This window comes from Arthrobacter sp. 05T442, assembly GCF_056395945.1.
In genome coordinates, this window is sequence record NZ_JBFTKM010000006.1 from 1 (window position 1) to 25,784 (window position 25,784).

General features: G+C 69.9%; 25 protein-coding genes. 17 read left to right on the top strand and 8 right to left on the bottom strand.

What is annotated here, in order from left to right; all coding sequences use genetic code 11:
• The first annotated feature begins 156 nt into the window (after positions 1-156).
• A complete protein-coding gene (locus AC1DES_RS08080; RefSeq protein WP_476895186.1) occupies positions 157-1,002 on the top strand; it encodes a PHP domain-containing protein in 846 nt (281 codons plus the stop codon).
• Positions 1,003-1,086: 84 nt separating this feature from the next.
• Here the strand turns inward: AC1DES_RS08080 and AC1DES_RS08085 are convergent, their stop codons facing one another.
• The 3 genes from AC1DES_RS08085 to AC1DES_RS08095 form a co-directional block, all read right to left on the bottom strand.
• Positions 1,087-1,959 carry a DNA-methyltransferase gene (locus AC1DES_RS08085; protein ID WP_476895187.1) on the bottom strand — a complete coding sequence of 291 codons (873 nt, stop codon included), beginning with the start codon at positions 1,957-1,959 and terminating at the stop codon, positions 1,087-1,089.
• 8 nt (positions 1,960-1,967) lie between these two features.
• Complete coding sequence (locus AC1DES_RS08090; protein ID WP_476895188.1) at positions 1,968-3,731, bottom strand: DEAD/DEAH box helicase; 1,764 nt, start codon at positions 3,729-3,731, stop codon at positions 1,968-1,970.
• A 312-nt stretch (positions 3,732-4,043) separates the two neighbouring features.
• Entirely contained in the window at positions 4,044-5,552 is a 1,509-nt protein-coding gene (locus tag AC1DES_RS08095; protein WP_476895189.1) for an RNB domain-containing ribonuclease, read from the bottom strand.
• 41 nt (positions 5,553-5,593) lie between these two features.
• Between AC1DES_RS08095 and AC1DES_RS08100 the strand changes: the two genes are divergently transcribed.
• On the top strand, positions 5,594-6,262 hold the full coding sequence (locus AC1DES_RS08100; protein WP_476895190.1) for a ferritin-like fold-containing protein: 669 nt from the start codon (positions 5,594-5,596) through the stop codon (positions 6,260-6,262).
• Between the two features lie 48 nt (positions 6,263-6,310).
• On the opposite strand, the gene thiE is transcribed toward AC1DES_RS08100, so the two are convergent.
• The gene (gene thiE / locus AC1DES_RS08105; RefSeq protein WP_476895191.1) at positions 6,311-7,006 is read right to left on the bottom strand and encodes a thiamine phosphate synthase; all 696 of its coding nucleotides are present in this window, start codon (positions 7,004-7,006) and stop codon (positions 6,311-6,313) included.
• A 153-nt stretch (positions 7,007-7,159) separates the two neighbouring features.
• Between thiE and thiO the strand changes: the two genes are divergently transcribed.
• Genes thiO through AC1DES_RS08120 form a run of 3 tightly spaced genes read left to right on the top strand, consistent with a single transcriptional unit; the run spans position 7,160 to position 9,537 of the window.
• Entirely contained in the window at positions 7,160-8,425 is a 1,266-nt protein-coding gene (gene thiO, locus AC1DES_RS08110; RefSeq protein WP_476895192.1) for a glycine oxidase ThiO, read from the top strand.
• A gap of 45 nt (positions 8,426-8,470) precedes the next feature.
• Positions 8,471-8,707 carry a sulfur carrier protein ThiS gene (gene thiS / locus AC1DES_RS08115; RefSeq protein ID WP_476895193.1) on the top strand — a complete coding sequence of 79 codons (237 nt, stop codon included), beginning with the start codon at positions 8,471-8,473 and terminating at the stop codon, positions 8,705-8,707.
• A 5-nt stretch (positions 8,708-8,712) separates the two neighbouring features.
• The gene (locus tag AC1DES_RS08120; RefSeq protein WP_476895194.1) at positions 8,713-9,537 is read left to right on the top strand and encodes a thiazole synthase; all 825 of its coding nucleotides are present in this window, start codon (positions 8,713-8,715) and stop codon (positions 9,535-9,537) included.
• 25 nt (positions 9,538-9,562) lie between these two features.
• On the opposite strand, the gene AC1DES_RS08125 is transcribed toward AC1DES_RS08120, so the two are convergent.
• The 3 genes from AC1DES_RS08125 to AC1DES_RS08135 form a co-directional block, all read right to left on the bottom strand.
• Positions 9,563-9,865, bottom strand: a complete 303-nt coding sequence (locus AC1DES_RS08125; RefSeq protein WP_476895195.1) for a hypothetical protein — start codon at positions 9,863-9,865, stop codon at positions 9,563-9,565.
• Between the two features lie 76 nt (positions 9,866-9,941).
• On the bottom strand, positions 9,942-10,166 hold the full coding sequence (locus AC1DES_RS08130) for a DUF3107 domain-containing protein (RefSeq protein WP_476895196.1): 225 nt from the start codon (positions 10,164-10,166) through the stop codon (positions 9,942-9,944).
• 61 nt (positions 10,167-10,227) lie between these two features.
• Complete coding sequence (locus AC1DES_RS08135) at positions 10,228-10,974, bottom strand: TetR/AcrR family transcriptional regulator (RefSeq protein WP_476895313.1); 747 nt, start codon at positions 10,972-10,974, stop codon at positions 10,228-10,230.
• A 6-nt stretch (positions 10,975-10,980) separates the two neighbouring features.
• Here AC1DES_RS08135 and moeB point away from each other — a divergent pair, with 6 nt between their 5' ends.
• Positions 10,981-12,192, top strand: coding sequence for a molybdopterin-synthase adenylyltransferase MoeB (gene moeB, locus AC1DES_RS08140; protein ID WP_476895197.1), 1,212 nt, complete (start codon positions 10,981-10,983; stop codon positions 12,190-12,192).
• A gap of 31 nt (positions 12,193-12,223) precedes the next feature.
• The gene (locus AC1DES_RS08145) at positions 12,224-13,243 is read left to right on the top strand and encodes an SDR family NAD(P)-dependent oxidoreductase (RefSeq protein ID WP_476895198.1); all 1,020 of its coding nucleotides are present in this window, start codon (positions 12,224-12,226) and stop codon (positions 13,241-13,243) included.
• Between the two features lie 13 nt (positions 13,244-13,256).
• Here the strand turns inward: AC1DES_RS08145 and AC1DES_RS08150 are convergent, their stop codons facing one another.
• Positions 13,257-14,594: a glutamyl-tRNA reductase gene (locus AC1DES_RS08150; RefSeq protein ID WP_476895199.1), complete on the bottom strand. Its 1,338-nt coding sequence runs from the start codon at positions 14,592-14,594 to the stop codon at positions 13,257-13,259.
• A 158-nt stretch (positions 14,595-14,752) separates the two neighbouring features.
• On the opposite strand from AC1DES_RS08150, the gene hemE reads away from it, so the two are divergent.
• From hemE to hemL, 10 genes are all read left to right on the top strand, one after another.
• A complete protein-coding gene (gene hemE / locus AC1DES_RS08155) occupies positions 14,753-15,865 on the top strand; it encodes a uroporphyrinogen decarboxylase (protein WP_476895200.1) in 1,113 nt (370 codons plus the stop codon).
• A 4-nt stretch (positions 15,866-15,869) separates the two neighbouring features.
• Positions 15,870-17,372 carry a protoporphyrinogen oxidase gene (gene hemG, locus AC1DES_RS08160; RefSeq protein WP_476895201.1) on the top strand — a complete coding sequence of 501 codons (1,503 nt, stop codon included), beginning with the start codon at positions 15,870-15,872 and terminating at the stop codon, positions 17,370-17,372.
• A gap of 84 nt (positions 17,373-17,456) precedes the next feature.
• A complete protein-coding gene (locus AC1DES_RS08165) occupies positions 17,457-18,218 on the top strand; it encodes a hypothetical protein (protein WP_476895202.1) in 762 nt (253 codons plus the stop codon).
• A 110-nt stretch (positions 18,219-18,328) separates the two neighbouring features.
• Positions 18,329-19,030: a hydrogen peroxide-dependent heme synthase gene (gene hemQ / locus AC1DES_RS08170; protein WP_476895203.1), complete on the top strand. Its 702-nt coding sequence runs from the start codon at positions 18,329-18,331 to the stop codon at positions 19,028-19,030.
• A complete protein-coding gene (locus AC1DES_RS08175) occupies positions 19,027-20,295 on the top strand; it encodes a ferrochelatase (RefSeq protein ID WP_476895204.1) in 1,269 nt (422 codons plus the stop codon). Before hemQ ends, AC1DES_RS08175 begins: the two co-directional genes overlap by 4 nt.
• A complete protein-coding gene (gene hemC / locus AC1DES_RS08180; protein ID WP_476895205.1) occupies positions 20,292-21,290 on the top strand; it encodes a hydroxymethylbilane synthase in 999 nt (332 codons plus the stop codon). Before AC1DES_RS08175 ends, hemC begins: the two co-directional genes overlap by 4 nt.
• A gap of 20 nt (positions 21,291-21,310) precedes the next feature.
• The gene (locus AC1DES_RS08185) at positions 21,311-22,264 is read left to right on the top strand and encodes a uroporphyrinogen-III synthase (RefSeq protein ID WP_476895206.1); all 954 of its coding nucleotides are present in this window, start codon (positions 21,311-21,313) and stop codon (positions 22,262-22,264) included.
• Positions 22,261-23,241 carry a porphobilinogen synthase gene (gene hemB, locus AC1DES_RS08190; RefSeq protein WP_476895207.1) on the top strand — a complete coding sequence of 327 codons (981 nt, stop codon included), beginning with the start codon at positions 22,261-22,263 and terminating at the stop codon, positions 23,239-23,241. Before AC1DES_RS08185 ends, hemB begins: the two co-directional genes overlap by 4 nt.
• The gene (locus tag AC1DES_RS08195) at positions 23,241-24,344 is read left to right on the top strand and encodes an LLM class flavin-dependent oxidoreductase (protein WP_476895208.1); all 1,104 of its coding nucleotides are present in this window, start codon (positions 23,241-23,243) and stop codon (positions 24,342-24,344) included. The genes hemB and AC1DES_RS08195 overlap by 1 nt, the downstream gene beginning before the upstream one ends.
• 47 nt (positions 24,345-24,391) lie before the next feature.
• Positions 24,392-25,726 carry a glutamate-1-semialdehyde 2,1-aminomutase gene (hemL, locus tag AC1DES_RS08200; RefSeq protein WP_476895209.1) on the top strand — a complete coding sequence of 445 codons (1,335 nt, stop codon included), beginning with the start codon at positions 24,392-24,394 and terminating at the stop codon, positions 25,724-25,726.
• The last annotated feature ends 58 nt before the right edge of the window (positions 25,727-25,784 follow it).

Sequence of the window (25,784 nt, forward strand, 5' to 3'; positions counted from 1 at the left end):
ACATCACCGCCGGGATCAGGCCCCGCAGCGCCGCCCACCACGCAGAGGGCACGGATTACACCAAGCCGGCGCTGCCGGGACCGTCCGGCGATAATGGCCGGTCCCGGACGGGGCTGGGCCCCGCACCCCTCACTTCATATCGTCTAGGCTGGTGGAGTGAGGATTGACCTGCATGCCCACTCGAATGTTTCCGACGGCACCCAGGCGCCGGCCGACGTCATTGCGTCGGCTGCTGACGCCGGGCTCGACGCCGTAGCCCTGACCGACCACGATTCCACCGGCGGCTGGGCGGAGGCCACCGTGGCGGCCCGGGAGCACGGCATCGCCCTCGTGCCCGGCATGGAGGTTTCCTGCCGCACGCAGGACGGAATCAGCGTCCACCTCCTGAGCTACCTGCATGACCCGGCGCACCCGGGGCTGCTGGAGGAAATCACGAAAGCCAAGGACGCGCGGCACACGAGGGCGAAGAGGATGGTCAGCCTTCTCTCCGAGGATTACCCGCTGACGTGGGACGACGTCATCCACCACGTGGCTCCGGGGGCGACGCTGGGCCGGCCGCACATTGCCGACGCGCTCGTCGCCGCCGGGGTCGTGGAGGACCGGTCCGAGGCTTTCAGTTCCATCCTGACCTCCCGGTCGCGCTACTGGGTGCAGCACTACGCGCCGGAGCCGGCGCTCGCCGTCGAACTGGTCCGGGCGGCGGGCGGGGTGCCGGTCTTTGCCCACCCCGTCGCTTCCTCCCGCGGACGGATCGTGGGAGAGCGCACCTACCGGGAGATGATCGACGCCGGGCTGGCCGGCCTGGAGATCTACCACCGGGACAACCCCGAGGAGGGACGTGAGTTCCTCCGCGGCCTGGCCGAACGGTACGGCCTGTTCGTGACCGGGTCCTCCGACTACCACGGCGCCGGGAAGCCGAACCTGCTGGGCGAGAACCTCACCTCGCCCGAGGTCTTGGCCCGGATCGAGGACCTGGGCACTGGCTCATCCGTGGTCCGCTGATCCCCTTCGACCCAACTGACTGGCAGCAGGGGCCGTTTTGAGCGCCCAGAACGGCCCCTGCTGCCAGTTAGTTGGGAATGCGAGTTAGTTGCCCGGGAACGACGTGAACGTGGCGTGCTTTGAGAGCCGCTTGGCCATGACGTCGATGGCCGGCTGGTTCTGGTCCACGCACACGAACCTGCGGTCAAGCTTCGCGGCCACGGCGCCGAGCGTCCCGGACCCGGCGAAGAAGTCCAGGCACCAGTCGCCCGGCCGGCTCGAAGCAGCCACCACCCGGCGGATCAGCCCTTCGGGCTTCTGCGTCGGGTAACCCGTTTTCTCCCGGCCGGTGGGGGAGACGATGGTGTGCCACCAGACGTCGGTGGGGAGCTTGCCGAGCTCGCGCTTCGCCGGCGTGACAAGCCCGGGCGCCATGTACGGCTCCCGGTCCACCTCGGCGCTGTCGAAATGGTACTTGGCCGGGTTCTTGACGTACACGAGGATGTTGTCGTGCTTCGTGGGCCAGCGGAACTTGGCCCGGGCACCGTAGTCGTACGCCCAGATGATCTCGTTGAGGAAGCATTCGCGGCCGAAGATGGCATCCAGCATCACCTTGGCGTAGTGCACCTCGCGGTAGTCCAGGTGCAGGTACAGGGTGCCGTCGTCGGCGAGCAGCCGCCAGGCTTCCACAAGCCGCGGCTCGAGGAAGGACCAGTAGTCGCTGAACGCGTCGTCGTACTTGTGCAGGGCGCCCTTGATGGTGTCGTAGGACCGGCCCTTGAAGCCGACCCGGTCGCCCTCGCCGCCAGCGTTGAGCACCATCCGGGTTTCCTGGCGCTTCTGGACCCGGCCGGTGTTGAAGGGCGGATCCACGTAAATCAAGGTGAAGGCGCCGTCCGGCAGCGTGGGAAGGTACTCCGCGTTGTCCGCGTGTACCACCAGATTGCTGCCGTCCGGCGCCCAGACGGTGTCAGTCATGAAGGGGTTTAGGCCTCGGCGCTGCCCGGCTGCGAAGTGCCGCCTTGCGCGTCGCCCCCGGTCACCACTTCGCCGTTGTGGCGGCGGGTGCGGGTCCGGCGGCGGGCACGGGTGGCCCGGTCGACCTCGACCGCGGCCTTGGCGGGTGCCGGTGCCGCCGTCGCTACAGCCTCGGCAGCCTGGCCGGCGGAGGCATCAGCCTCGGCGGGACGGCGACGGCGGTCTCCGGACCGTCCGCTCTCCTGCCCGCCACCGGCGCCGCCGCTGCGGCGGGTATCGCGGCCGCTGTCCCGTCCGCCTGCGCTGGTGCCGCGGGCGCTGTCCCGTCCGCCTGCGCTGGTGCCGCGGGCGCTGTCCCGTCCGCCTGCGCTGGTGCCGCGGGCGTTCTTCTTGCCGGTCTCGCCGAGGTCCTCAAGGACCTCAGCGTCGACGCCGGCCAGCACGCGCTTGTCGCGCGGCAGGCGGCCCTTGGTGCCCGCGGGGATGTCCAGCTCCTCGAAGAGGTGCGGTGACGAGGAGTAAGTTTCCACGGGCTCCGGGTAGCTCAGGCCCAGCGCTTTGTTGATCAGGCCCCAGCGCGGCATGTCGTCCCAGTCGACGAACGTCACGGCCGTGCCCTTGTTGCCGGCGCGGCCGGTGCGGCCCACGCGGTGCAGGTAGATCTTTTCGTCTTCGACGCACTGGTAGTTGATCACGTGGGTGACATCGTCGACGTCGATGCCGCGGGCGGCGACGTCGGTGGCCACGAGGACGTCGACCTTGTTGTTGCGGAAGGCGCGGAGCGCCTGCTCGCGGGCACCCTGGCCCAGGTCGCCGTGGATGGCGGCGGCTGCGAAGCCGCGGTCCACGAGTTCCTCGGCAACCTTGGCTGCGGTGCGCTTGGTCTTGGTGAAGATAATGGTGCGGCCACGTCCGCGGGCCTGCAGGATGCGGGCCACGACCTCGACCTTGTCCATGCTGTGGGCACGGTAGATGAGCTGGCGGATGTCGCGCTTCGTCAGGCCTTCGTCGTCCGGGTCGGCGGCACGGATGTGGGTCGGCTGGGTCATGTAGCGGCGGGCCATGGCGATGACCGGGCCGGGCATGGTGGCGGAGAACAGCAGGGTCTGGCGGACGGCGGGGGTGCCGGCGATGAGGGTCTCAACGTCGGGGAGGAAGCCGAGGTCCAGCATTTCGTCGGCCTCGTCGAGGATGACCATCTTGACGTTCTGCAGGCTCAGGTGCTTCTGCTTGAACAGGTCGATGAGGCGGCCGGGGGTTCCGACAACGATTTCGACGCCCTTCTGCAGCGCGTCAACCTGGGGCTCGTAGGCCCGGCCGCCGTAGATGGTGGCAATGCGGGCGTTGCGCTTCGTGGCGGCGTTCTCAAGGTCCTTCGCCACCTGGACGGCCAGTTCTCGGGTCGGCACGATCACCAGAGCCTGCGGTGCGCCCGGAACTGCCAGCTTTTCGAAGCCGGCGTCGTCGCGGCCGACGACGCGCTGCAGCGCAGGGATGCCGAAGCCCAGGGTCTTGCCGGTTCCGGTCTTGGCCTGGCCGATGATGTCGTGGCCGGCCAGGGCGACGGGCAACGTCATGGCCTGGATCGGGAAGGGGTGGGTGATGCCGGCGGCGGCAAGGGACTCCACGATGTCGGCGCGGACGTTGTAGTCCGCGAAGGTCTTCTCGGCAATCTCATGCGGCTTTTCGTCCGAGATGATGGTCTCTTCGGGCTCGATCGATTCCGTTCCGGATGCGTCGGTCAGAAGCTGGTGCGTGTGCAATTCACTCACAGGTGAGTTTCCTTATTCATTTTGGGCTGCGCTGCTTGCTCGACGGGGGCGGCCGGGTCGGCCGTTCCGGAGCACGCTCAGGCGCGCAGGCAATTCCAGTGGAAGCCGATCGCGGGCTATCTAAATGCTGGCACTGGGGACCAGCGGGTGTGTCTCAAGATCGCGTAGGGGCGGGCTTGTTGAATTCGAAAATGATGGAAATCAACGACCGGGCATCCATATCTACCTCTCCAGTCTAGCTGTACCGGGCCCGGAACCTCGACGGGACCCGCAATTGGGACCCGCAGTTCAGGTGCGGGATGCCCGGGCGTGTCAGCCTGCGAGCTCCAGCCGGACCTCCCGGGTGGTGATGTCGGAGGACAGGATCCGGACCCGGACCTGCGTGCCGGGTTCCAACTCGCCGGGGCACCGGGCCGTGACTGCGGGCTCGGCGATCTGCACGATGCCGGAGGGTCCGTTGCCGTTGCCGGACTGCTTTCCGTTCCCGTTGGCCTTGCCGGCGGCCCCGCCGTTCCCGTTGCCGTTCCTGGCTGGCTTCGAACCGGAAATGACGACGGCATCGAATTCCTGGCCGATGTGGTTGATGAGCAGGGCCGCCTCCACAGTGTCCAGGGACAGCCGCTCCAGCTTGGCGGCCAGCTGGTCCGAGGTTGCCATGATGGACGGAAGGGAGGGCAGGGCCTCGCGGGCCCAGGCCGGAACCTCCGTTCCGTTGCTGAGGGCTTCGCAGATGACCAGTACGAAGCGGTCGATCAGCCGCCGCAGGGGGGCCGTGGAATGGGCGTACGCCGCGCCGATGGCGGACTGGAGGGCGGCCTGCGGCACCGTTCCGTCGAAGGGCGTGTAGCCGGCTCCGCGGAAGAGCATTCCGGCCGAATGCACGATCGCCAGCTGCCGTGGGTCCGTGGGGTCAAGGGTGCGCAGGTACTCGCCGTAGCTCATTTCTCCGTTCCAGGGCTTGCCGAGGGCGTGCGTCTGGCGGTGGAAGTGCCGCAGGGAGCTTTCATCCGGGGCGGGCATGGTGCGCAGGATGCCGACCTTGCCCTCGAGCATCAGCCGGGCAGCGGCCATGCCCGTCATGAGGGAAATCTGCGCGTTCCAGTCCTCCACCGGCAGCGGCGGCGCCGCCACGATCCGGTAGCCGCCGTCGGGCAGCTGCTGGATTTCCTGCTCCGGCATGTTCAGGCTCGCCCCGCCGCGGAGGCGCTCCAGTTCCACCCGCTTGATGCCGACCTCCTTGAGCAGCTGCAGTACCGGCGCCGCGGTGCCGTCGTCGAGCCCGGCCTGCACGCCCTTGTAGCTGAGCTTGGCGCGGCTGCGGACCTGCGCCCGCCGCACGAGCACCGAGGACACCTCCGCGGCGGTATCGAGCTCAAACTCCCAGACAAACGCGGCGCACAGCTGCCCGGCCAGGAGGCTGCCGGCGGCTTCGCTGATGACTTCCGGATGAAGGGGGATCCGCCCGTCAGGTGTGTAGAAGGTCTGGCCGCGACGGCGCGTTTCGGCGTCGAGCGCCCCGCCCGGGGCCACAAACGAAGGGACGTCCGCGATGGCGTAAAACACTCTGTAACCCTCGCCGGAGCGGTCAATGAACAGTGCCTGGTCGAGGTCGGTGGACGACGCCGGATCGATTGTCACGAACTCGACATGCGTGAGATCAAGATCCGGCAGCTTGTGTTCGGCCACGGCCGCCTCCGCGTCACGGAGCACGTTCTCGGGGAACGCGCCCGGCAGTTCCAACGTGGTGCGCAGCGCCTTGAGAGCCCCGGCAAGCTGGTTATTCTGTTCGTGGACGCTGGGGGTCAGGCGATGATGGGACACGAAAATCAGATTAGCCCGAATTGCGCCATTAGTCTTGGATCATGAGCGCATCCCCGGCTGATCCCGCCCGCTACAACAGCTTCCTCAGGGATCTGCTCGGCGTCATGGCCTACGGCGAGCTTTCGGCCTTCGAGCGACTGTCTTCGGACGCCCGGTATTCGCCCACGCTGCACGACCGCGCGGTCCTGGGCAGGATGGCGGTCGTCGAGTTCCAGCACTACGAACTCGTGTGCGCCAAGCTCGCGGACATGGGCTTGGACCCGGAGGTTGCCATGCTGCCCTTCCAGGCATCCGTGGACCATTTCCACGAGCGGACGCGCCCTGCGGACTGGTATGAATCGCTGATGAAGGCCTATGTGATCGACACGGTCTCCGCGGACTTCTACCGTGCCATCGCCCGGTACGTCGACGCCGGGACCCGGGAACTGATCGAGCGGATCCAATCCGCCGACGAGGGGACGGCCGCATTGCGGGACCGCCTCAAGACGGCGCTGGCCGATGACCCCCGGCTGGCGTCCCGGCTGGCACTGTGGGCCAGGCGCCTGCTGGGCGAGGCCCTGACGCAGGCGCAGCGGGTGAGTTTCGAGCACGCGTTCCTCGGCGCCCTCGTCGGGGACGATGCCCGGTCCAGGGAGTTGGTCAGCGGGCTGACGGCCGAGCTCGCCGCGAACCACTCCCGCAGGATGGCGCAGCTGGGTCTGGCCGGCTAGGTCCGCCGCTGCCCGGGAACCACGTCCGCGACGGGCCGGGGACCGGCCTCAGGCTTCCGCGGCGTCCAGCGCAGCGAGCAGGGCACGCGCGGCGCCGGCGGGATCATCGGCGTCGGTGATGGCCCGGACCACCACGATCCGCCGGGCTCCGGCATCGACGACCTGCTCGACATTGCCGAGGCCGATCCCGCCGATCGCGAACCAGGGCACTCCGCCGTCGACCGTGCCGGTTCCTGCGGCCCCGGCACGGCGGACCGCCTGGGCAGCGTGGCGCACCAGATCGAGCCCGACGGCGGCGCGCCCGGGTTTGGTGGGCGTGGCCCACACGGGCCCCACGCAGAAGTAGTCGAGCGCCTTGCGCCCGGGCGCGGCCGCAATGGCGGCGTCCACCTGCCCGGGGCTGTGGGTCGACAGCCCGATGACGGCGCCGTTGCCCAGGAAGTTCCTGGCGGCGCCGAGGGAAATGTCCTTCTGCCCGATGTGGAACACCGGTGCCCCGGAGAGGGACGCGATGTCCGCCCGGTCGTTGACGGCCCACAGCCGTCCGTGGCGCTGCGCCACCTTGTGCAGTACTTCGAGGAGCTCAAGTTCCTCGGCCGCCTCCAGGGACTTGTCGCGCAACTGGATGATGTCCACCCCGCCGGCAAAAGCGGCGTCCACGAAGTCCTCGAAGTCGCCTCGATCCTTGCGGGCGTCGGTGCACAGGTACAGGCGGGCAGTGGTGTGGAGGGCTTCCTGGCTCATGGGACCAGCCTAGTTCCTCTAAACTGGGCCCATACCGCGGGAGCCCGCTGCAGCCGTTCACGCCACCGGCGTAGGACACTGCACGGCTGAGAGGGCGTCAGAGCCGACCGCTTGACCTGATCCGGTTAGTACCGGCGTAGGGAAGGAATCCTCATGGGCACCCCGACACACGATGATTGTTACGACGTCGCGGTCATCGGCGCCGGCGTGATCGGCCATGGCATCGCCTGGGAGGCCCGCCGCTCGGGCCGGTCGGTTGTCCTGATCGACGACGCCCCCGGCAGCGGCGCCAGCTGGGCCGCCGCCGGGATGCTCGCGCCCGTCAGTGAACTGCACTACCAGGAGGAAGGCCTCCTGGAACTGATGCTCGAGTCCTCCCGGCTGTGGCCGGGCTTCGCCGCGGGACTCGACGGCGCCGCCGGAGCGGGACACGACCCGGGAACAGCAGCGGACACGTGCCCGGATACCGGTTACCTGACGACGCCGACCCTCGTCGTCGGAGCCGACGCCGCCGACCGCCGGACACTCGCGGACCTGCGGACGGTCCAGCAGGCCTGCGGCCTCACCGTCGAACCCCTGACCGTGCGCGAAGCGCGCAGCAGGGAACCCTTGCTGAGCCCGGCGATCTCCTGCGCCTTCGACATCCCGGCCGACCACCAGGTGGACCCCCGGAAGCTGCTTGCCAGGATCGCCGCCCTGCTGGCAGGAGAAGGCCCAGGCCGCGCCCTCCGCCGGCGCGCGGCCGGACTGCTCTGGCAGGACGGACGCGTCAGCGGGGTCAGCCTCGAAGGTGGCGGTGTGGTCCACGCCCGGGAAACGGTCGTGGCGAATGGACTCGGAGCCCCGGACCTGACCGGCCTGCCGGCGGGGCTCGCGTTGCCGCTCCGGCCGGTCTACGGGGACATCCTCAGGCTCCGCGTGCCCGCCCACTTGCAGCCCCTGCTGGCCTCCACCGTGCGCGGCCTGGTCCGCGGGATCCCGGTCTACATCGTCCCGAGGCAGGACGGCACGGTGGTGATCGGGGCCACCCAGCGCGAAGACGGGCCGTCGGACCCGTCCGCAGTCTCCGCGGGCGGCGTCTACCAGCTGCTGCGGGACGCCCAGCAGCTGGTGCCGGCCGTGGCTGAGCTGGAACTCCTGGAGGCCACAGCACGCGCCCGGCCGGGCACGCCGGACAACGCGCCGCTGCTGGGGCGCGTTGCGCACCACGGCCCGGCGGCGGAGGCCGCGGACGTCGGAGACATCCCCGGACTCATCATCGCCACCGGGTTCTTCCGGCACGGCGTCCTGCTCACCCCCGCGGCTGCGATTCTCTGCCGGCAACTGATGGACGGGACCGCGGACCCGCGCTGGTCCGGATTCCGTCCGGACCGGTTTTCCCGTGCCGCTGAGGCCTCCGCGTCCGTGCCCGGCAGATGACGCCCGGCACGCGAGGCAGGCACAAAACCCCAACAAGGAAGCACCATGAACATCAGACTGAATGGAACGGAGCACGCCGTCGCGGACGGCACCTCCGTCAGCACGCTCGTCAGGCAGCTCACCGGCCGGACCGTCGGCCCGGACGGCCAGTCCGCGGACGGGCGTAGGCTCGGCGTCGCGGTGGCCCGGAATTCCGAGGTAGTGCCGCGCAGCCAGTGGCACGCCACCGCGCTCATCGACGGCGACGACGTCGAGCTGGTCACGGCAGTACAGGGAGGATGAACGATATGAAAGAAACCGCACTCACGGCACCGCCGGCGGACCAGGCCACCCCGTCCGGCGGCGACCCGTTTATTGTCGACGGCGTCCGGTTGGGATCGCGACTGATCCTGGGCACCGGCGGCGCCCCGAGCCTGGACGGACTGGGGGCGGCCCTTGCCGCGTCCGGGACCGAACTGACCACGGTCGCGATGCGCCGCTACTCGCCCGCGGAGGCAGGCTCGTTGTTCCAGCTGCTCGTGGACCACAACATCAGGGTCCTGCCCAACACGGCTGGCTGCTTCACCGCCAAGGACGCCGTCCTGACCGCCGAGCTGGCCCGGGACGCCCTCGAAACCGACTGGGTCAAACTGGAAGTCATCGCCGACGAGCACACCCTGTTGCCCGATGCCGTGGAACTGGTGGACGCGACCGAACGGCTTGTGGCCCGCGGCTTCAAGGTCTTCGCCTACACCAACGACGATCCCGTGCTGGCCCTGCGGCTGGAAAACCTCGGCGCCACGGCCGTCATGCCCCTGGGGTCGCCGATCGGCACCGGCCTGGGCATCCTGAACCCGCACAACATCGAACTGATCGTCTCGCGGGCGTCCGTACCGGTGGTCCTCGACGCCGGGATCGGTACGGCTTCGGACGCCGCGCTCGCCATGGAACTCGGCTGCGACGCCGTCCTGCTGGCCACGGCAGTGACCCGGGCGCAGAATCCGGCGCTCATGGGGGAGGCCTTCAAACACGCGGTCATCGCCGGCAGGCTGGCGAAAGCGGCTGGCCGAATCCCGCGGCGCGAGCACGCCCTGGCGTCCTCGGCCATGGAAGGCCGGGCCGAGTTCCTCTAGGCCGGCTCTGCCTCCGGCAGGGTCCCTAGATCTTCAGGATGGCCGTGAGCCGGGCGGTGTCGTGGCGGGTCCGGTGCCTGCCGAGGTACATCACAGAGGCGATGGCCGCAGCGGTGCCCAGGAGCAGCGGCAAGATCCAGGGGATCCACGTCAGGCCCGGCTGGTAGCCGAACCCTGCCGCCATGAAGAGGATCCAGCTCAGCATCCCGACCGAGGCGGAGACCCCCGCCGGGACGCTGATGCCGTATTTGGCGTGGCGCTTGTCATTGGCCCACACGACGAAGCCCGCGGCAACAGTCACCAGGGCGACCACAATCAGGGAAAGCATTTCGGACACCTTATCTTCGTCGGGACAATGACGGGGCAGCAGTTGCGGGGGTGCGCCGGCGGCCAGCCGGGTGGGGCTAGAGCGCGCCGAATCCGACGCGGCGGACCTCTTCGGCCCCGATTTCGACGTAGCCCAGGACACTGGCCGGAACGATGATCTGGCGTCCCTTGTCGTCGGTCAGGCGCAGTTCAGTGCCCTTGGCGATGGCGTCTCCGACTACCTTTGCCACGGCGTCCGCATCCTGGGTAGATTCCAGGACGATTTCGCGGCCGATGTTCTGAATGCCGATCTTTACTTCCACTGCAAGGCCTCCAAGCCAATCAAAGTCGAATACATATCAAGGGGTCATCCCTATTTGTAGTCTAGGTCTCTTTGGGAAAGCGGCTGATTCCGCGCCAAGCTAAACGGTAGATCAAGTCGCTGGCCACATCGAGGTCGAGGTCGCCGCCGGTTTCCAGCCAGTACCGGGCGCTGACCTGCGCCATTCCTGCGAGGCCGCGGCCCAGCAGCTGGGCCTCCAGCTCGGGGAGCTTGGTGTCCTCGGCGATCACGCGCGCGACGGCGTCGGCGAAGGTCTTGTTGAAGGCCTCCAGCCGGGCGCTGACATCGGGATCGTTGATCAGGTCCGATTCGAAGACGAGGCGGTGCGCCTGGTCGTCGCTGGCGATGAACCGGTAGTAGGCGCGCATGACGGCCTGGACCCGCTCGTCGTTGTCCGTTGTGGAATTCAGGGCGCCCATGAGGAGCTCGATGAGCTTCGTGAGGTGGCTGTCCAGCAGCGCCAGGTACAGCTCGCGCTTGGACGGAAAGTGCTGGTAGAGCACCGGCTTGCTCACGCGGGCGACATCGGCGATTTCATCCATGGCCGCTCCGTGGTACCCGTTCGCCACGAAGACCTCCTGCGCAGCTGCCAGCAGTTGCGCCCGGCGTTCGTCGCGGGGGAGCCGTGCCGAGCGCTGTCCGCCGCTCCGCGACTGTGCGGCAGGCGATTTGCCCGCCTGGTCACGCCCACCCGGTGCCCGATGAATCACTGTCGGCCTTCTTTCCCTTGCAGTTAAGAACACTTTACGCGCGGGTAATATGACCTGACGGTATCTTCGGGCATAGATTGAAGTATGGCTTCCAAGTTCATCGCACATGCCGCGCCCGCTACACCGGAGCAACGGCCCGGACCGCTGGTGGAACCTGCGGCGGACCTCAGTCCGGACGAAGTGGAACGCTACTCGCGCCACCTGATCATTCCCGAAATCGGCGCGATCGGCCAGCGACGGCTCAAGAACGCGAAAGTCCTGGTGATCGGCGCCGGTGGGCTCGGGTCTCCGGCCCTCCTCTACCTCGCCGCCGCAGGGGTGGGCACCCTTGGCATCGTCGATGACGACACCGTGGACCTGAGCAACCTCCAGCGCCAGGTCATTCACGGCGTCGCCGACGTCGGCCGGCCCAAGATCGAGTCCGCCCGCGATGCCATTGCCGCGCTGAACCCGCTCGTGGACGTCCGGCTCCACAACATCCGCCTCGACGCGTCCAACGCCCTGGAGCTCTTCGCCGGATACGACCTCATCCTCGACGGCGCCGACAACTTCGCGACCCGCTACCTCGTCAACGACGCCGCCGCCATCCTCGGCAAGCCCTACGTCTGGGGGTCGATCTTCCGGTTCGACGGGCAGGTCAGCGTTTTCTGGGAGCAGTACGGGCCCACTTATAGGGACCTCTACCCGGAGGCGCCCCCGGCTGGATCCGTGCCGTCCTGCGGGGAAGGCGGCGTGTTCGGCATGCTCTGCGCCGCCGTCGGATCGCTGATGGTGACGGAGGCCGTCAAGCTGGTCACCGGCGTCGGGCGTTCCCTGCTGGGACGGCTGGCGCTCTATGACGCGCTGGGCGGCACCTGGCGGGAGATCAGGGTCTCCCGGGACCCCGAGGCCGCCCGCGTCACGGAACTTACCGACTACGAGGCGTTCTGCGGGATCACCCCGACGGCGGATGCCGGGACCGAGCACACGGTGACGGCGACCCAGCTCGCCACCATGCTGGCCTCGCGCAAAGCGGGCCTCAAGGATTTCCACCTGGTGGACGTGCGGGAAGCTGGTGAGCATGAGATCGTCAGCATCGACGGGGCGGTGCTTATCCCGCAGGGCCGGATTCTGGCCGGTGAGGCGTGGGAGGACCTGCCCCAGGACGCGGACATCGTCTTCCACTGCAAGGCCGGCACGCGTTCGGCAGCGGTCCTCGCCGCGGCCCGCACCGCCGGTTACGAACGCGTCAGCCACCTCGAAGGCGGGATCCTTGCCTGGGTGCGGGACGTTGAACCGGGCAAGCCCGTCTACTGAACGGGTTCCGTCAGAGTCGAAAGGCAGCATCATGAGCGAGGCACACGCGCTGACACCGCAGCGGAAGACCGGCTCCGGCTTCGGCAGGGAATCGACCGCGGCCGAGGTCATTGCGGGCATTGACCTGACGGGGAAGACCGCCATCGTCACCGGTGGCTACTCAGGGCTGGGCCTGGAGACCGTCCGGGCATTGGCCGCTGCCGGCGCCGCAGTGGTGGTGCCGGCGCGCCGGCCTGAGCATGCCCGCGAGGTCCTGGACGCGGCCGGGCTTCCGGCCGGAACGGCACCCGGGGACGTCACAGTGGCCGGTTTGGACCTCGCGGACCAGTCCAGCGTGAAGGAATTCGCGGCCGCATTCCTGGCCTCCGGCGCGCCGGGCGCGGGCCGCAGCCTGGACATCCTGATCAACAACGCCGCCATCATGGCCAGTCCCGAGCGCCGGGTCGGACCGGGCTGGGAATCGCAGTTCGCCACGAACCATCTGGGCCACTATGCCCTCACCAACCTGCTGTGGCCGGCGCTCTCCGCGGGGAACGGGGCCCGCGTGGTGTCGCTGTCCTCGACGGGGCACAAGCTCTCGCGCATCCGCTTCGAGGACATCAACTTCGATTCCGGGTACGACAAATGGCGGGCCTACGGGCAGGCAAAGACGGCCAACGCCCTCTTCGCCGTCCAGCTGGACGCCCTCGGCAGGAACTTCGGGGTGCGCGCCTTCGCCGTGCATCCGGGAGGCATCATGACTGAGCTTCAACGGCACTTGCCGCGGGAGGAAATGATTGCCTCCGGCTGGATGGACGAACAGGGCAACGTCGACGCGCGGTTCAAGTCGCCGGCGCAGGGTGCCGCCACATCCGTGTGGGCGGCGACATCCCCTGCGCTTGAAGGAATGGGCGGGGTCTACTGCGAGGACTGCGATATCGCGGAGCCTACCGTGCCCGGATCGCCCGAGGCACGGATCCGGGGTGTGGATGCCCACGCTGTGGACCGGGATGATGCCGCCCGCCTGTGGGCGCTGTCGGCTGAACTGACGGGCATCAACGCGTTCGGCTGAACAGCCGGACGGGTCAGGCGGTGTGCCTCTCGCCGGCGTCGGCGGGGAGCTGGCCGCGCCCGGCCGGGCATTCGGCCGTTGCCGCCGGCGCTGCCGGCGGGTCAACCGTGATGCCGTAGAGAGCTTCGAGGCCGGCGACGTAGTGTTCCTGCTGCCCGTTGGCGGCCAGTTCGCGGGCACGGACGGTGGGCACATGCAGCAGCTGCTTGACCATCCGGCGCAGGGCGAATTCGACTTCCTCAGCCGCAGCGGTGCAGCCGTGCCGGGCACGTACCTTTTCCATTTCCGCATCGAGGACGTTCATCGTGTGGCGGCGGAGGGCGACAATCGCCGAGTCCACCGAGCGCGCCTCGCGTTCCTGCTCGAAGGCGCTGGCCGCACCTTCCACGATGCTGCTCGCCTGCGCCAGGGACTCGGCCTGTTCCTGCGGCGCGGCGAGCCGGACGGACTCGAGGGTCAGCAGTTCGACGCCGTCGAGCTCGCCGACTGCGGGGTCGAAGTCGTGGGTGAGGGCCAGGTCGATCGCGATCAACGGCCGGGTTGACGCCGCCCGGACGCGGGCCAGCTCGTAGGCTTCGACGCGCGTGTCCGAGCCGCTGCAGCCGATCATGACGTCCGCAGCGGCGACGGCGGCCGGCAGGGTCGCCTCGTCCAGCGCCGTGCCGCCGCGGGTTGCGACGAACCCGGCGGCGCGGCCGGAGGAGGAAAAGACAGAGACGTCGGTGCAGCCGCGTTCGCGCAGCAGCGACATCGTGGCGCCGGCATAGGCGCCCGTACCGAAGACGACTGCTTTCTTGGTGGACCAGTCGGGATTCTCTGACAGGTCGGTGGCGAGATCCAGGGCCACTGAGACGATTGAGAGGCCGCGGGAGCCGAGCGCAGTCTGGGCGCCGACGTCCTTGGCCGTCTTGGACGCGGCCTGGAACAGCCGCACGAGGCCCGAGCTTGCGGTGCCCTCATGCTGGGCGGTGATCAGGGCGCGGCGGACCTGCCCGGCGATCTCGCGTTCGCCGACCACCGCGGAGTCCAGGCCGGAGCTGACCGAAAAGAGGTGCTGGCTGACCTCGGGACCGGTGCGGGTGCTGAAGGCCCGGGAGACGAGTTGGTCGTTGAGCCCGCTGGCTCCGCTGATGTGGCTGATCAGAGCCGCGCGGGCGGCTTCGACGTCGTCCGGGTCCGGTGCCTCACCGTAGATTTCGAAGCGGTTGCAGGTGGCAAGCACAACTGCACCCGCCACTGCCGGCGATCCGGCGAGGGCGGATGTGGCGAGCTCCGAAGCGCCGGTGCTCAACTGAGCAACGGTTTCGAGATCGATGTCGGCGTGTGTAGCCACCAATGAGAAAAGAACCACAGCACGACCATCATAGCTTTTTCGTGTCCGCGTAGAACAACAATCCGGAGTGGGGATGGGCACCCCGGCCTGTGATTCCCGCCACGCGCGGGCCCGGGGAGGAAGCGGTGACAGGCTGTCGTTATCTTTTGGGCCCGAATTTGGGCACAATCGAAGTCATGACTCCTAGCGCTGCGGCCACTGACGACACGTCTACCCACGAGACCTCCGGGCTCGACGCCGGACACCCGCTGATGGACGGCCGCACCGCCGGTTCCCCGCTGATTACGGCCTATCGCGGGGGCAAGCCCTCCCGCCGCCCCGTCTGGTTCATGCGCCAGGCGGGCCGCTCGCTCCCTGAATACCTGAAGGTGCGCGAGGGAGTGGCCATGCTGGACTCCTGCCTGCGCCCCGAACTCGCCTCCGAGATCACGCTGCAGCCTGTCCGGCGGCACGACGTCGATGCGGCCATTTTCTTCTCGGACATCGTGATTCCGCTCAAACTGGCCGGCGTCGGCGTCGACATTGTTCCCGGCGTGGGCCCCGTCTTGGACGAGCCGGTCCGCACGGCCGCGGACGTCGCCGCGCTCCCGCAGCTGACATGGGAGGCGCTCGAGCCGATCCGGGAGGCGGTCCGGCTCACGGTGGCGCAGCTCGGCAGCACCCCGCTGATCGGGTTTGCCGGCGCCCCCTTCACCCTTGCGGCCTACATGGTGGAAGGCAAACCCTCCCGCGACCACCTCGGTCCGCGCACGATGATGCACGCTGACCCGGAAACCTGGACGGCGCTGGCCAACTGGGCGGCCGACGCGTCCGGGATGTTCCTCCGCGCGCAGCTGGAAGCCGGCGCCTCCGCCGCGCAGCTCTTCGACTCCTGGGCAGGATCGCTGGGACTCGCTGACTATGAACGTTTCGTTGCCCCGGCGTCATCGCGCGCCCTGGACCATGTGCGGCACCTGGGGGCACCGCTCATCCACTTCGGCACCGGCACCTCGGAACTGCTCGTGGCCATGCGCGACGTCGGCGTCGACGTCGTGGGGGTCGACTACCGGCTGCCGCTGGACGAGGCCAACCGCCGGCTCGGCGGCACCGTGCCGCTGCAGGGCAACATCGATCCCGCGCTGCTTTCCGCGCCCTGGGACGTTCTTGAAGCCCACGTCCGCGCGGTCATCGCGGCCGGCGCCGCGGCCCCCGGCCACGTGCTGAACCTCGGCCACGGAGTGCCCCCGGAGACGGACCCGGCGGTTCTGACGCGCGTCGTCCAGCTCATCCACTCCATCTCCCCGGAGTAGCGGCGTGGACGCAGGCCCGGCTGGCGCCGGGATTACTGCCGCCGGGCCCGCGCCTGCCGGGCCAAGCGCCGTCGTGGTCGGCGGCGGGATCTCCGGCCTGCTCGCCGCGCGGGAACTGGCCCTGGCCGGCGCCCGCACCACGGTCCTGGAGTCCTCCGGGGAATGGGGCGGCTGCGTGGGACGCCACATCGTGGCCGGACTGACCCTGGACAGCGGGGCCGAGTCCTTTGCCACGCGTTCATCCGCCGTGGCTGATCTCGCCGCCGAGCTGGGCCTTGCCGGCGAGATCGTCCGGCCCAATCCGGGCGGCGCCTGGGTCCAGCTCCCGGAGGGCCCGCGGGAACTTCCCCGTACCGGGGTGCTCGGCATCCCGGCCAACCCCTGGGATCCTGAAGTCCGCCGCTCGCTCGGTTTCCTGGGCTCGCTCCGGGCCTCCCTCGACGCGGTGTTGCCCGCCTCCATCGGCACCGGCAACGAGGACACGAGTGTCGCCGCGCTGGTCCGTGCCCGGATGGGGCGGCGGGTCCTCGAACGTCTCGTGGCGCCGGTCGTCGGCGGCGTCCACTCGGCCGATCCCGAGGTCCTCGACGTCGACATGGTCGCGCCCGGGCTGCGGGCCGGAACCCGACGGCACGGGTCCCTTGCCGCCGCCGTCACGGCCCAGCGCGGGGGAGCGGCGCCTGGCGGCGCCCGCCGCGGGGGAGCGGCGCCGCCGAAAGCCGGGCTGCAGAAGGCAGGGTCAGCTGTCGCAGGTCTGCGCGGCGGCATGCACACCCTGGTGTCTGCGCTGCTGGCCGAGCTGCGCGAGCGCGGCGTCATGCTGCATGCCAATTCACCGGCGGACTCCGTGGAACGCACCGCCGGCGGCTGGCGCATCCGAGCCGGGGAGACCTGGTACGACGCCGGACTGCTCGTAGTTGCCACGGAAGGCCCTGCCGCCGTCGCACTGCTCGCCAAGGCCCTGCCGGCGCTCGCAGGACTCCGCCCCGGCGCCGGACCCGACGTCAGCCTGGTCACGCTTGTGCTGGACGTGCCGGCACTGGACGCCGCTCCGCGCGGCACCGGGGTCCTCGTGGCTCCGCAAAGCCCGGGCATCCAGGCCAAGGCCCTGACCCATGCCACTGCCAAATGGGGCTGGCTGGCCGGGCGGACCGGCCCCGGCACCCACGTCATCCGCCTGTCCTACGGGCGCGGCGACACGCGGCACGGCGCCCCGGGACGTGCTGAGCCGCGCACCGATGGGGAGCTCTTCGAAGCCGCCCTCAGGGACGCCTCCACGCTCCTGTCCGTCCCGGTCACTGCCCGGGACGTCGTGGACTGGGACGTCGTGCGCTGGGCCGGGGCGCTGCCGTTCGCTTCCCTGGGCCACGGGAGGCGCGTCGACGAAGTCCGGAGCATTTGCGCCGCGGACGGCAGCGTGGCTGTGGTGGGTGGGTGGCTCTCCGGCAACGGCCTCGCGGCGATCGTTGCCGACACGCCACGGCAGGTGCGGGCACTGCTCTCCTGACCCTGTAGGGCCCGACGAGCCGCCGGCCCCTTCGAGCATGACCCCAGCAAATTTTCCCGGCTGCCGTTCGGGCGGCTAGGCTCGATGACTATGGTTATTTTCAGGCCCCACGGGGCACGGGCGCAGACCGGTCACCTTGGGGGACTCCGGCGCGGCGCAGCGGCTGCCACGCTCGGAGTGGTGCTGGCGCTTACGTCAGGGGTTTCTGCCTCACAGGCCGCAACGGGACTTTCCGCCGCAGCCTCCACCGCCACGGCCAACGCCTGGCTGTCCCTGGGCATCGATGATCTGCTGGGCGGACTGCTGGGCCCCTCACCGCAGCCGACCCCCACGCAGCAGTCCACGCCTGCCGCTCCGACGCAGACCGCACCGACCGCGACACCGCAGCAATCCCCGGCACAAAGCGCCGCGCAGAAAAGAGGCCCTGCGCAGCCCACCGTGCAGCCCACCGTGCAGCCCGCGCTCCCGCAGCCCGCCGCGTCCGCCTCCGGAAGCGTCGCCGCGCCCGCCTCCGGAAGCGTCGCCGCTGGCCAGCAGCAGGCAGCGGGCACTGACCAGCCTCCGGCTGCAGGCTCCCAGGCCGCCTCCGCCCCGGCCGAAGCGGCCGTGACGCCGTCCCCACCGGCGGGGACTGCCGAGCCGCAGGTCCAGGACGGTGGCGCACCGGCCGCCGGTGCCCCGGCGCCGTCGGCCGCCGGAGCGCAGGGACATACGGGCAGCTCCGCGCTGCAGGCAACCGCGGCGGTCAAACCCGCCGGACCGTCCCCGCTGGTCGGCTGGGGCGTTTGCCTGGTCGCCCTGTCCCTCGGGGCCGGCGTCGCCGTCGTCCGGATGCGCAAAATCTGACGGACCCGTCCGTCCGAAGGCGACCTCCCGGATGTGAAATAAAGCACTTCTACGCATCGTAGAAGTGCTTTTTTTCGACTTAGATGCGGTGAAGGGGCAGACTGGTAGGTATGAGCCACACTTCTGCCGAATCTGTCACTAAAACCGAAGAATCAGCCGAGCAGTTCTTTACCCTCTGGACGGTGTTCAAGCGCTCCGGGGACGTCCCGCGCAGCAGCGAAGCTGCCGAGGAGTTCGACACCCTGATCGGGACCCTGGCCGCCGCAGGGGTGGTCCACCGCGGCAGCTATGACGTTTCCGCCATGCGCGCCGACGCTGACATCATGATCTGGCTGCACGGCCCCCAGCCCGAAGCGCTGCAGCGGGCTGTCCGGGACATCCGGCGCAGCAAGCTGTTCACGGGCACCGACATCGCCTGGTCCGCCATGGGCGTACACCGCGAGGCAGAGTTCGCCAAGAACCACACCCCGGCGTTCTCCCGCGGCGTCGAACCGGCAGGGTGGCTCTGCGTCTACCCCTTCGTCCGCTCCTACGAGTGGTACCTGCTGCCCGACGCCGAGCGCGGCGCGATGCTCCGCGACCACGGAATGCTGGGCCGCGACTTCCCCCAGGTCATCTCCAACACCGTCTCCTCCTTCGCCCTGGGCGACTGGGAATGGATTCTCGGCCTGGAAGCGCCCGAACTCGTGGACCTCGTCGACCTCATGCGCCACCTGCGCTCTACCGAAGCCCGCCACCACGTCCGCGAGGAAGTCCCGTTCTACACCGGACGCCGCGTCAACGCCGCCGGGATCCTCGAGGTGCTCTCATGAGCCAACTGGATCCCCAGGAATCCGTCACGGCGCCGACCGCCGTCAACTCCGTCACGGAAGCGGGCCGGATGGCCCCGAAGGAGTACGACGCCGTGCTCCTCGCGTCCTTCGGCGGCCCCGAAGGCCAGGAGGACGTGATCCCGTTCCTCCGCAACGTCACGCGAGGCCGCGGCATCCCGGACGAGCGGCTCGAAGAGGTCTCCCACCACTACCGTGCCAACGGCGGCATCAGCCCGATCAACCAGCAGAACCGCGAGCTCAAAGCCGGGATCGAGGCGGAACTCGCCGGGCGCGGGATCGAGCTCCCCGTCTTCTGGGGCAACCGCAACTGGGATCCCTACATCCCGCAGACCCTTCAGGACATGTACGACGCCGGTCACCGCAAGGTCCTCATGGTCACCACGAGCGCCTACTCCTGCTACTCCAGCTGCCGCCAGTACCGCGAGGACATCGGCATGGCGCTGACGGACACCGGGCTGGACGGAAAACTCGAAGTCGACAAGGTCCGCCAGTACTTCGACCACCCGGGCTTCGTGGAGCCGTTCATCGAAGGCACCGCCGCCGGCCTCAACGACGTCCGCGCCCAGCTGGCCGCGGCCGGCACCCCCGATGCTCCCGTGCACATCCTGTTCGCCACGCACTCCATCCCGACCCGCGACGCCGAAGCCGCCGGACGCTCCGAGGGCGAGCCGCGCCACTTCGACGAGGACTCCGCCTACGTGGCCCAGCACCTGGCCACCGGCACCGAGGTCATCCGCCGCGTCGAAGCCGAGACCGGCCTCACCGCGCCGTGGTCCCTCGTCTACCAGTCCCGCTCCGGTGCGCCCCACGTGCCGTGGCTCGAGCCCGACATCAACGACGCCATCGAGGCGCTCGCCGGACAGGGCACCAAGGGCATCGTGATCGTGCCGCTTGGCTTCGTCAGCGACCACATGGAAGTTGTCTGGGACCTGGACACCGAGGCACTGGAAACCTGCGGCAAGCTCGGCCTGGCCGCCACGCGCGTCCCTACCCCCGGCACGCACCGCAAGTTCGTGGCCGGGATCGTGGACCTGATCTGTGAGCGGACCGCCGCCAACAACATCACGGACCGGCCGCGCCTGACCACGCTCGGCCCCTGGTACGACGTCTGCCGCCCGGGCTGCTGCGCCAACTTCCGCGGCGAAAAGCCCACCATCGCGGGCGCGGACACCACCGTCGGCACCGGCCACGACCCGTCCCCGGCGCCTGCCGGCCTCCCGGCGGCAGGTCAGGCAGCACTGTGACCATCAGGATCGGAACCCGCGCCAGCACCCTGGCGCTCACCCAGACCCAGCAGACCGCGGACCAGCTGGCCGCCGTCGGCGGGTTCCCCGTCGAACTGGTGCACATCAGGACCGACGGCGACGTCCTCAAAGGCTCGCTGTCCCAGATGGGCGGCACCGGCGTCTTCGTCGCCGCGCTGCGCGATGCCCTGCTGCAGGACCGCTGCGACGTCGCAGTCCATTCCCTCAAGGACCTCCCCACCGGGCCGGCCCTCGGACTGGCCCTCGCCGCGACGCCCAAGCGCGTCGACGTCCGGGACGTCCTCTGCGCCCGGGACGGGCTCAAGCTCGCGGACCTGCCCGCCGGCGCCACGGTTGGCACAGGTTCTCCCCGCCGGGCCGCGCAGCTGCGCGCCGCGCGGCCGGACCTGGACATCCGGGACATCCGCGGGAACGTGGACACACGCCTTGGACGGGTTCCCGGACTTCCGGGCAACACCTCCGGCGCCGTCGTGGAGGGCAAGTCCTGCGACCTCGACGCCGTCGTGCTCGCCGCCGCCGGCCTGCACCGGATCGGAAGGCTGGACGCGGTCAGCGAATACCTCGAGACCGACGTCATGCTGCCCGCAGCCGGACAAGGATCCCTCGCCATCGAATGCCGGACTGCCGACGCCCCCAGGAAATCCGGATCCACCGACGGCTCCCAGGGCGTCCTGGCCCAGGCCCTCGCGGCCCTCGATGATCCCGACACGAGACTCGCCGTCACCGCCGAACGGGCACTCCTGGCCCGGCTGGAGGCCGGCTGCGCGGCCCCCGTGGGCGCCTACGCCTACCGCAAGGGCAGCATGCTGCACCTCGAAGCCGTCGTCTGCGCTGTCGACGGCACAGCGAGCGTCCGGGACAAGAAGGCCACCGACGGCCTGACCGAAGTCGGGGCCACCCTCCTGGGGATCGAACTGGCCGAAGGCCTGCTGGCCCGCGGCGCCGCCGACATCGCGGACCTGGCCGTTTCCTGAACCGCGGAATCCATCAAGTCATGGGGCAGGCCACGGAACAGCACAGCGGGGACGACCGCCCGGACGCGCGCTCCCGGGCAGGAGCGCTGGACGGCGCCCGGATCCTCGTCGCCCGCACCCCGGACCGCGCCGGGGAGCTCGTGGCGGCACTGCGCCGCGTGGGCGCCGAACCGGTGCTGCTGCCCCTCATCGACTTCGAGGTCGCCAGCGACCAGCATTCCCTCGACGTCGCGTTCGATGCCCTCGGCGCCGGGGCCTACACCTGGCTTGTGATCAGCAGCGTGACGACCGTCCAGGTGCTCGAGGCCAAAGCCGCCGAACGCGGCGCGACCCTGGGAACCTGGCTCCCCGGCAGCGTGCAGGTGGCCACGATCGGCCCGGCCACGCGACGGGCGCTTGAGTCGCGGGGGATCGGCGTCGACCTGGCACCCACGGCGCAGCAGTCCGGCGCCGGCCTGGCCGGAATCTGGCCCGAGGGCCGGCCCAGCGTGCTCCTGCCGCAGGCCGACATCGCCGACCCCAGTCTCCGCCGGGGACTGGAGGCCCGGGGAGCGTCCGTCCAGGCCGTCACCGCGTACCGGACGGTGGACTACCCGGCCAATCCGGCCCGCGGACTGCGCGCATGCCCGCCGCCTCCCGGGCAACACGACGCCGGGCCACCGGCAGCAGTGCTCACCACGGCCCAGGCGAAGGCCGAGATCGACGCCGGCCGGTTGCACGCCGTCGTCGCCGCCGCACCCAGCGCCGCCCGCCGCATCCACGCCGGCCTCGCGCCCCTTGGCCGCTGCCGCTTCGTGGCGATCGGGCGTTCGACGGCGGGGGAAGCGGAGGCCCTGGGCCTCACCGTCGCGGCCACCGCCGAAAAGCCGACGGCCTCCGGCCTCGTGGCCGCGGTGGTCCGTTCCCTGACAGCAGCGCCCCACCCGTCCCCTCAACCGCCCGCAACCGAGCACCCAGCGAAGGACAGACCATGAGCTTTCCGACCCACCGCCCCCGCCGGCTCCGCACCACCCCCGCCATGCGCCGGCTGACCGCCGAGCACCGCCTCTCCGCCGCGGAACTGATCCTCCCCGCCTTCATCCGGGAAGGACTGGACGAGCCCAACCCCATCGCCTCGATGCCCGGCGTGCAGCAGCACACCACCGACTCGCTCAAACGCGCCGCAGCCGAGGCCGTGCGGCTGGGCGTCGGCGGCATCATGCTCTTCGGAGTCCCCGCTGAACGCGATGCGCGCGGCACCGCCTCCCTGGACCCCGACGGCGTGCTAAACAAAGCCATCCGGGACGTCCGCGCCGAGGTCGGCGATGAGCTCGTGATCATGAGCGACGTCTGCCTCGACGAATTCACCGACCACGGCCACTGCGGTGTGCTGGACGCCAAGGGCTACGTGGACAACGATGCCACCCTGGAAATTTACGGCCAGATGGCCGTCGCCCAGGCGGAGGCCGGCGCCCATGTCCTCGGCCCCTCGGGCATGATGGACGGCCAGGTCGCCGTGATCCGGCAGGCCCTTGAGGACGCCGGACACGCCAACACCGCCGTCGTGGCCTACGCCGCGAAATACGCCTCCGCGTTCTACGGCCCGTTCCGCGAAGCCGTCGACTCGCAGCTGACAGGGGACCGGCGCACCTACCAGATGGACGCCGCCAACCGCCGGGAGGCCATCCTGGAAGTGGAACTGGACCTGGCCGAAGGCGCCGACATGGTCATGGTCAAGCCCGCCATGAGCTACCTCGACATCCTCGCCGACGTCGCCGCCATGAGCCCGGTGCCGGTGGCGGCCTACCAGATCTCGGGGGAGTACTCGATGATCGAGGCCGCCGCCGCCAACGGCTGGATTGACCGGCGGGCGGCCATCACCGAGTCCGTGCTGGGCATCAAACGTGCCGGCGCCAACCTGGTCCTCACCTACTGGGCGAGCGAGCTCGCCGGCTGGCTGAAGGAATCCTGATGAGCAGCGCGACCTCGCCCCTGGGCTCCGTGGCAGCTCCCGCGGACCCGGTCGGGCCGGACCGGATCCTCCTGGGCCTGAACACGTTCGGCGACGTCGGCGTCTTCCCCGACGGGCACCCCGTCCCGCACGCCCAGGTGCTCCGGCAACTGCTCGAACAGGCAGAGCTTGCCGACGAGGTGGGGCTCCATGCCTTCGGCGTGGGCGAACACCACCGCCGCGACTTCGCCGTGTCCGCGCCCGAGGTCTTCCTCGCCGCCGCCGCCGCGAGGACCAGGCACATCAGGCTGGGCTCCGCCGTGACAGTGCTCAGCTCCGATGACCCCATCCGGGTGTTCGAGCGCTTCGCCACGGTCGACGCCATCTCCGGCGGCCGGGCCGAGGTCATGCTGGGCCGCGGGTCCTTCATCGAGTCCTTCCCGCTCTTCGGACTCGACCTGGCCGACTACGACGTCCTGTTCGAGGAAAAGCTCGAACTCTTCGACAAGGTCCGGGCGCAGAAACCCATCCATTGGGAGGGCCGCACCCGCTCGTCCCTCAGCGGGCTGAGCGTCTATCCGCCGCTGGAACACCATCTCCTGCCGGCCTGGATCGGCGTCGGCGGCACCCCCGAATCGGTGCTGCGCTGCGCCGAGTACGGCTACCCGATCATCTTCGCCATCATCGGCGGCGAACCACGTTCCTTCGGCCCGCTGGCCGGGCTCTACCGCGAGGCCATGGCCAAGTACGGGCACCCGATGCGGCAGATGGCAACGCACTCACCCGGCCATGTTGCGGCCACCGACGAGGAAGCCCGCGAGGAACTCTTCCCGCACTGGCTGGCACAGCGCAACCGGATCGGCTCCGAGCGCGGCTGGGGTCCCGGAAACCGTGCCGAGTTCGACGCCCTGTGCACCCCGCAAGGCGCCCTGTACGTCGGGTCACCGGGCACCGTCGCCGCTAAGATCGCGCTGCTCAAGAAGAACCTGGGCGTGGACCGCTTCGACCTCAAATACAGCCACGGCACCCTGCCGCACGCCGCCATGATGCGCTCCATCGAGCTGTTCGGCACCGAAGTCGCGCCCCGCGTGGCGGCCCTGCTGGCCGGATCGCCGGCCGGCTGAGGCTGTACGGGCCTTGACCCGGCCGCGGAACTGAAAGAATAGGAACCATGACGTCCAGCATGCCTCGCAACGAGGAACTCTTTGACCGTGCCCGCCAGCTGATGCCCGGCGGAGTCAATTCGCCCGTCCGCGCCTTCGGATCCGTGGGCGGGACGCCGCGCTTCATGGTCTCCGCCAAGGGCCCGTACCTGACCGACGCCGACGGCGCCGAGTACGTGGACCTGGTCTGCTCCTGGGGCCCGGCCCTCCTGGGACACGCCCACCCGGCCGTCCTGGCGGCCGTGCACGCCGCCGTCGACCGCGGCCTGTCCTTCGGCGCTTCCACGCCGGACGAGGCAAACCTCGCGGCCCTGGTCAAGGAGCGCGTCCCGGCCGCCGAACGCGTCCGGATGGTCTCCACCGGCACCGAGGCGACCATGACGGCCGTCCGGCTGGCCCGCGGCTTCACCGGCCGGAACCTCATCATCAAGTTCGCCGGCTGCTACCACGGCCACCTCGACGGCCTCCTGGCCGCGGCGGGTTCGGGCCTGGCAACCCTTGCGCTGCCCGGCTCGGCCGGCGTCACGGCCGCTACGGCCGCCGAAACGCTCGTCCTGCCCTACAACGACCTCGACGCCGTCGAAGCCGCCTTCGCCAAGCACGGGCCCAACATCGCGGCCGTGATCACCGAAGCGGCGCCCGCCAACATGGGCGTCGTCACCCCCGGGGAGGGCTTCAACGCGGGGCTCTCCCGGATCACCCGCGAGCACGGCGCCCTGCTGATCCTCGACGAGGTCCTCACCGGCTTCCGGACCGGCTACTCCGGATACTGGGGCCTGACCGGCGGGGCGGCCGACGCCGCCGAACCCTGGGCCCCGGACCTGCTGACCTTCGGGAAGGTCATCGGCGGCGGCATGCCGACGGCAGCCCTCGGCGGCCGGGCGGGGGTCATGGACTACCTCGCGCCGCTCGGCCCCGTCTACCAGGCCGGCACCCTCTCCGGGAACCCGGTGGCGATGGCCGCCGGCGTCGCGACCCTGACCCACGCCACGCCGGAGGTGTACTCGTTCGTGGACGCCCGTTCGCTGGAGCTTTCCGGGGCCCTGTCCTCGGCCCTCGATGCGGCCGGCGTCGACCACTCGATCCAGCGCGCCGGCAACCTGTTCTCGGTTGCGTTCGGCACCTCGGCCCGCGGGGTCCACAACTATGACGACGCCCAGGGCCAGGAGGTCTTCCGCTACGCGCCGTTCTTCCACTCCATGCTGGACTCGGGCGTCTACCTGCCGCCGTCGGTCTTCGAGGCCTGGTTCCTCTCGGCCGCGCACGACGACGCGGCGATGAACCGGATCTTCGACGCCCTGCCGGCCGCGGCGAAGGCCGCCGCCGCCGCCGCGCAGGCTTAAGCGCGCTTCCCCAAGCACACGGCGTGCGACGCCGTCGTGCCCAAACGACTGATGGCAC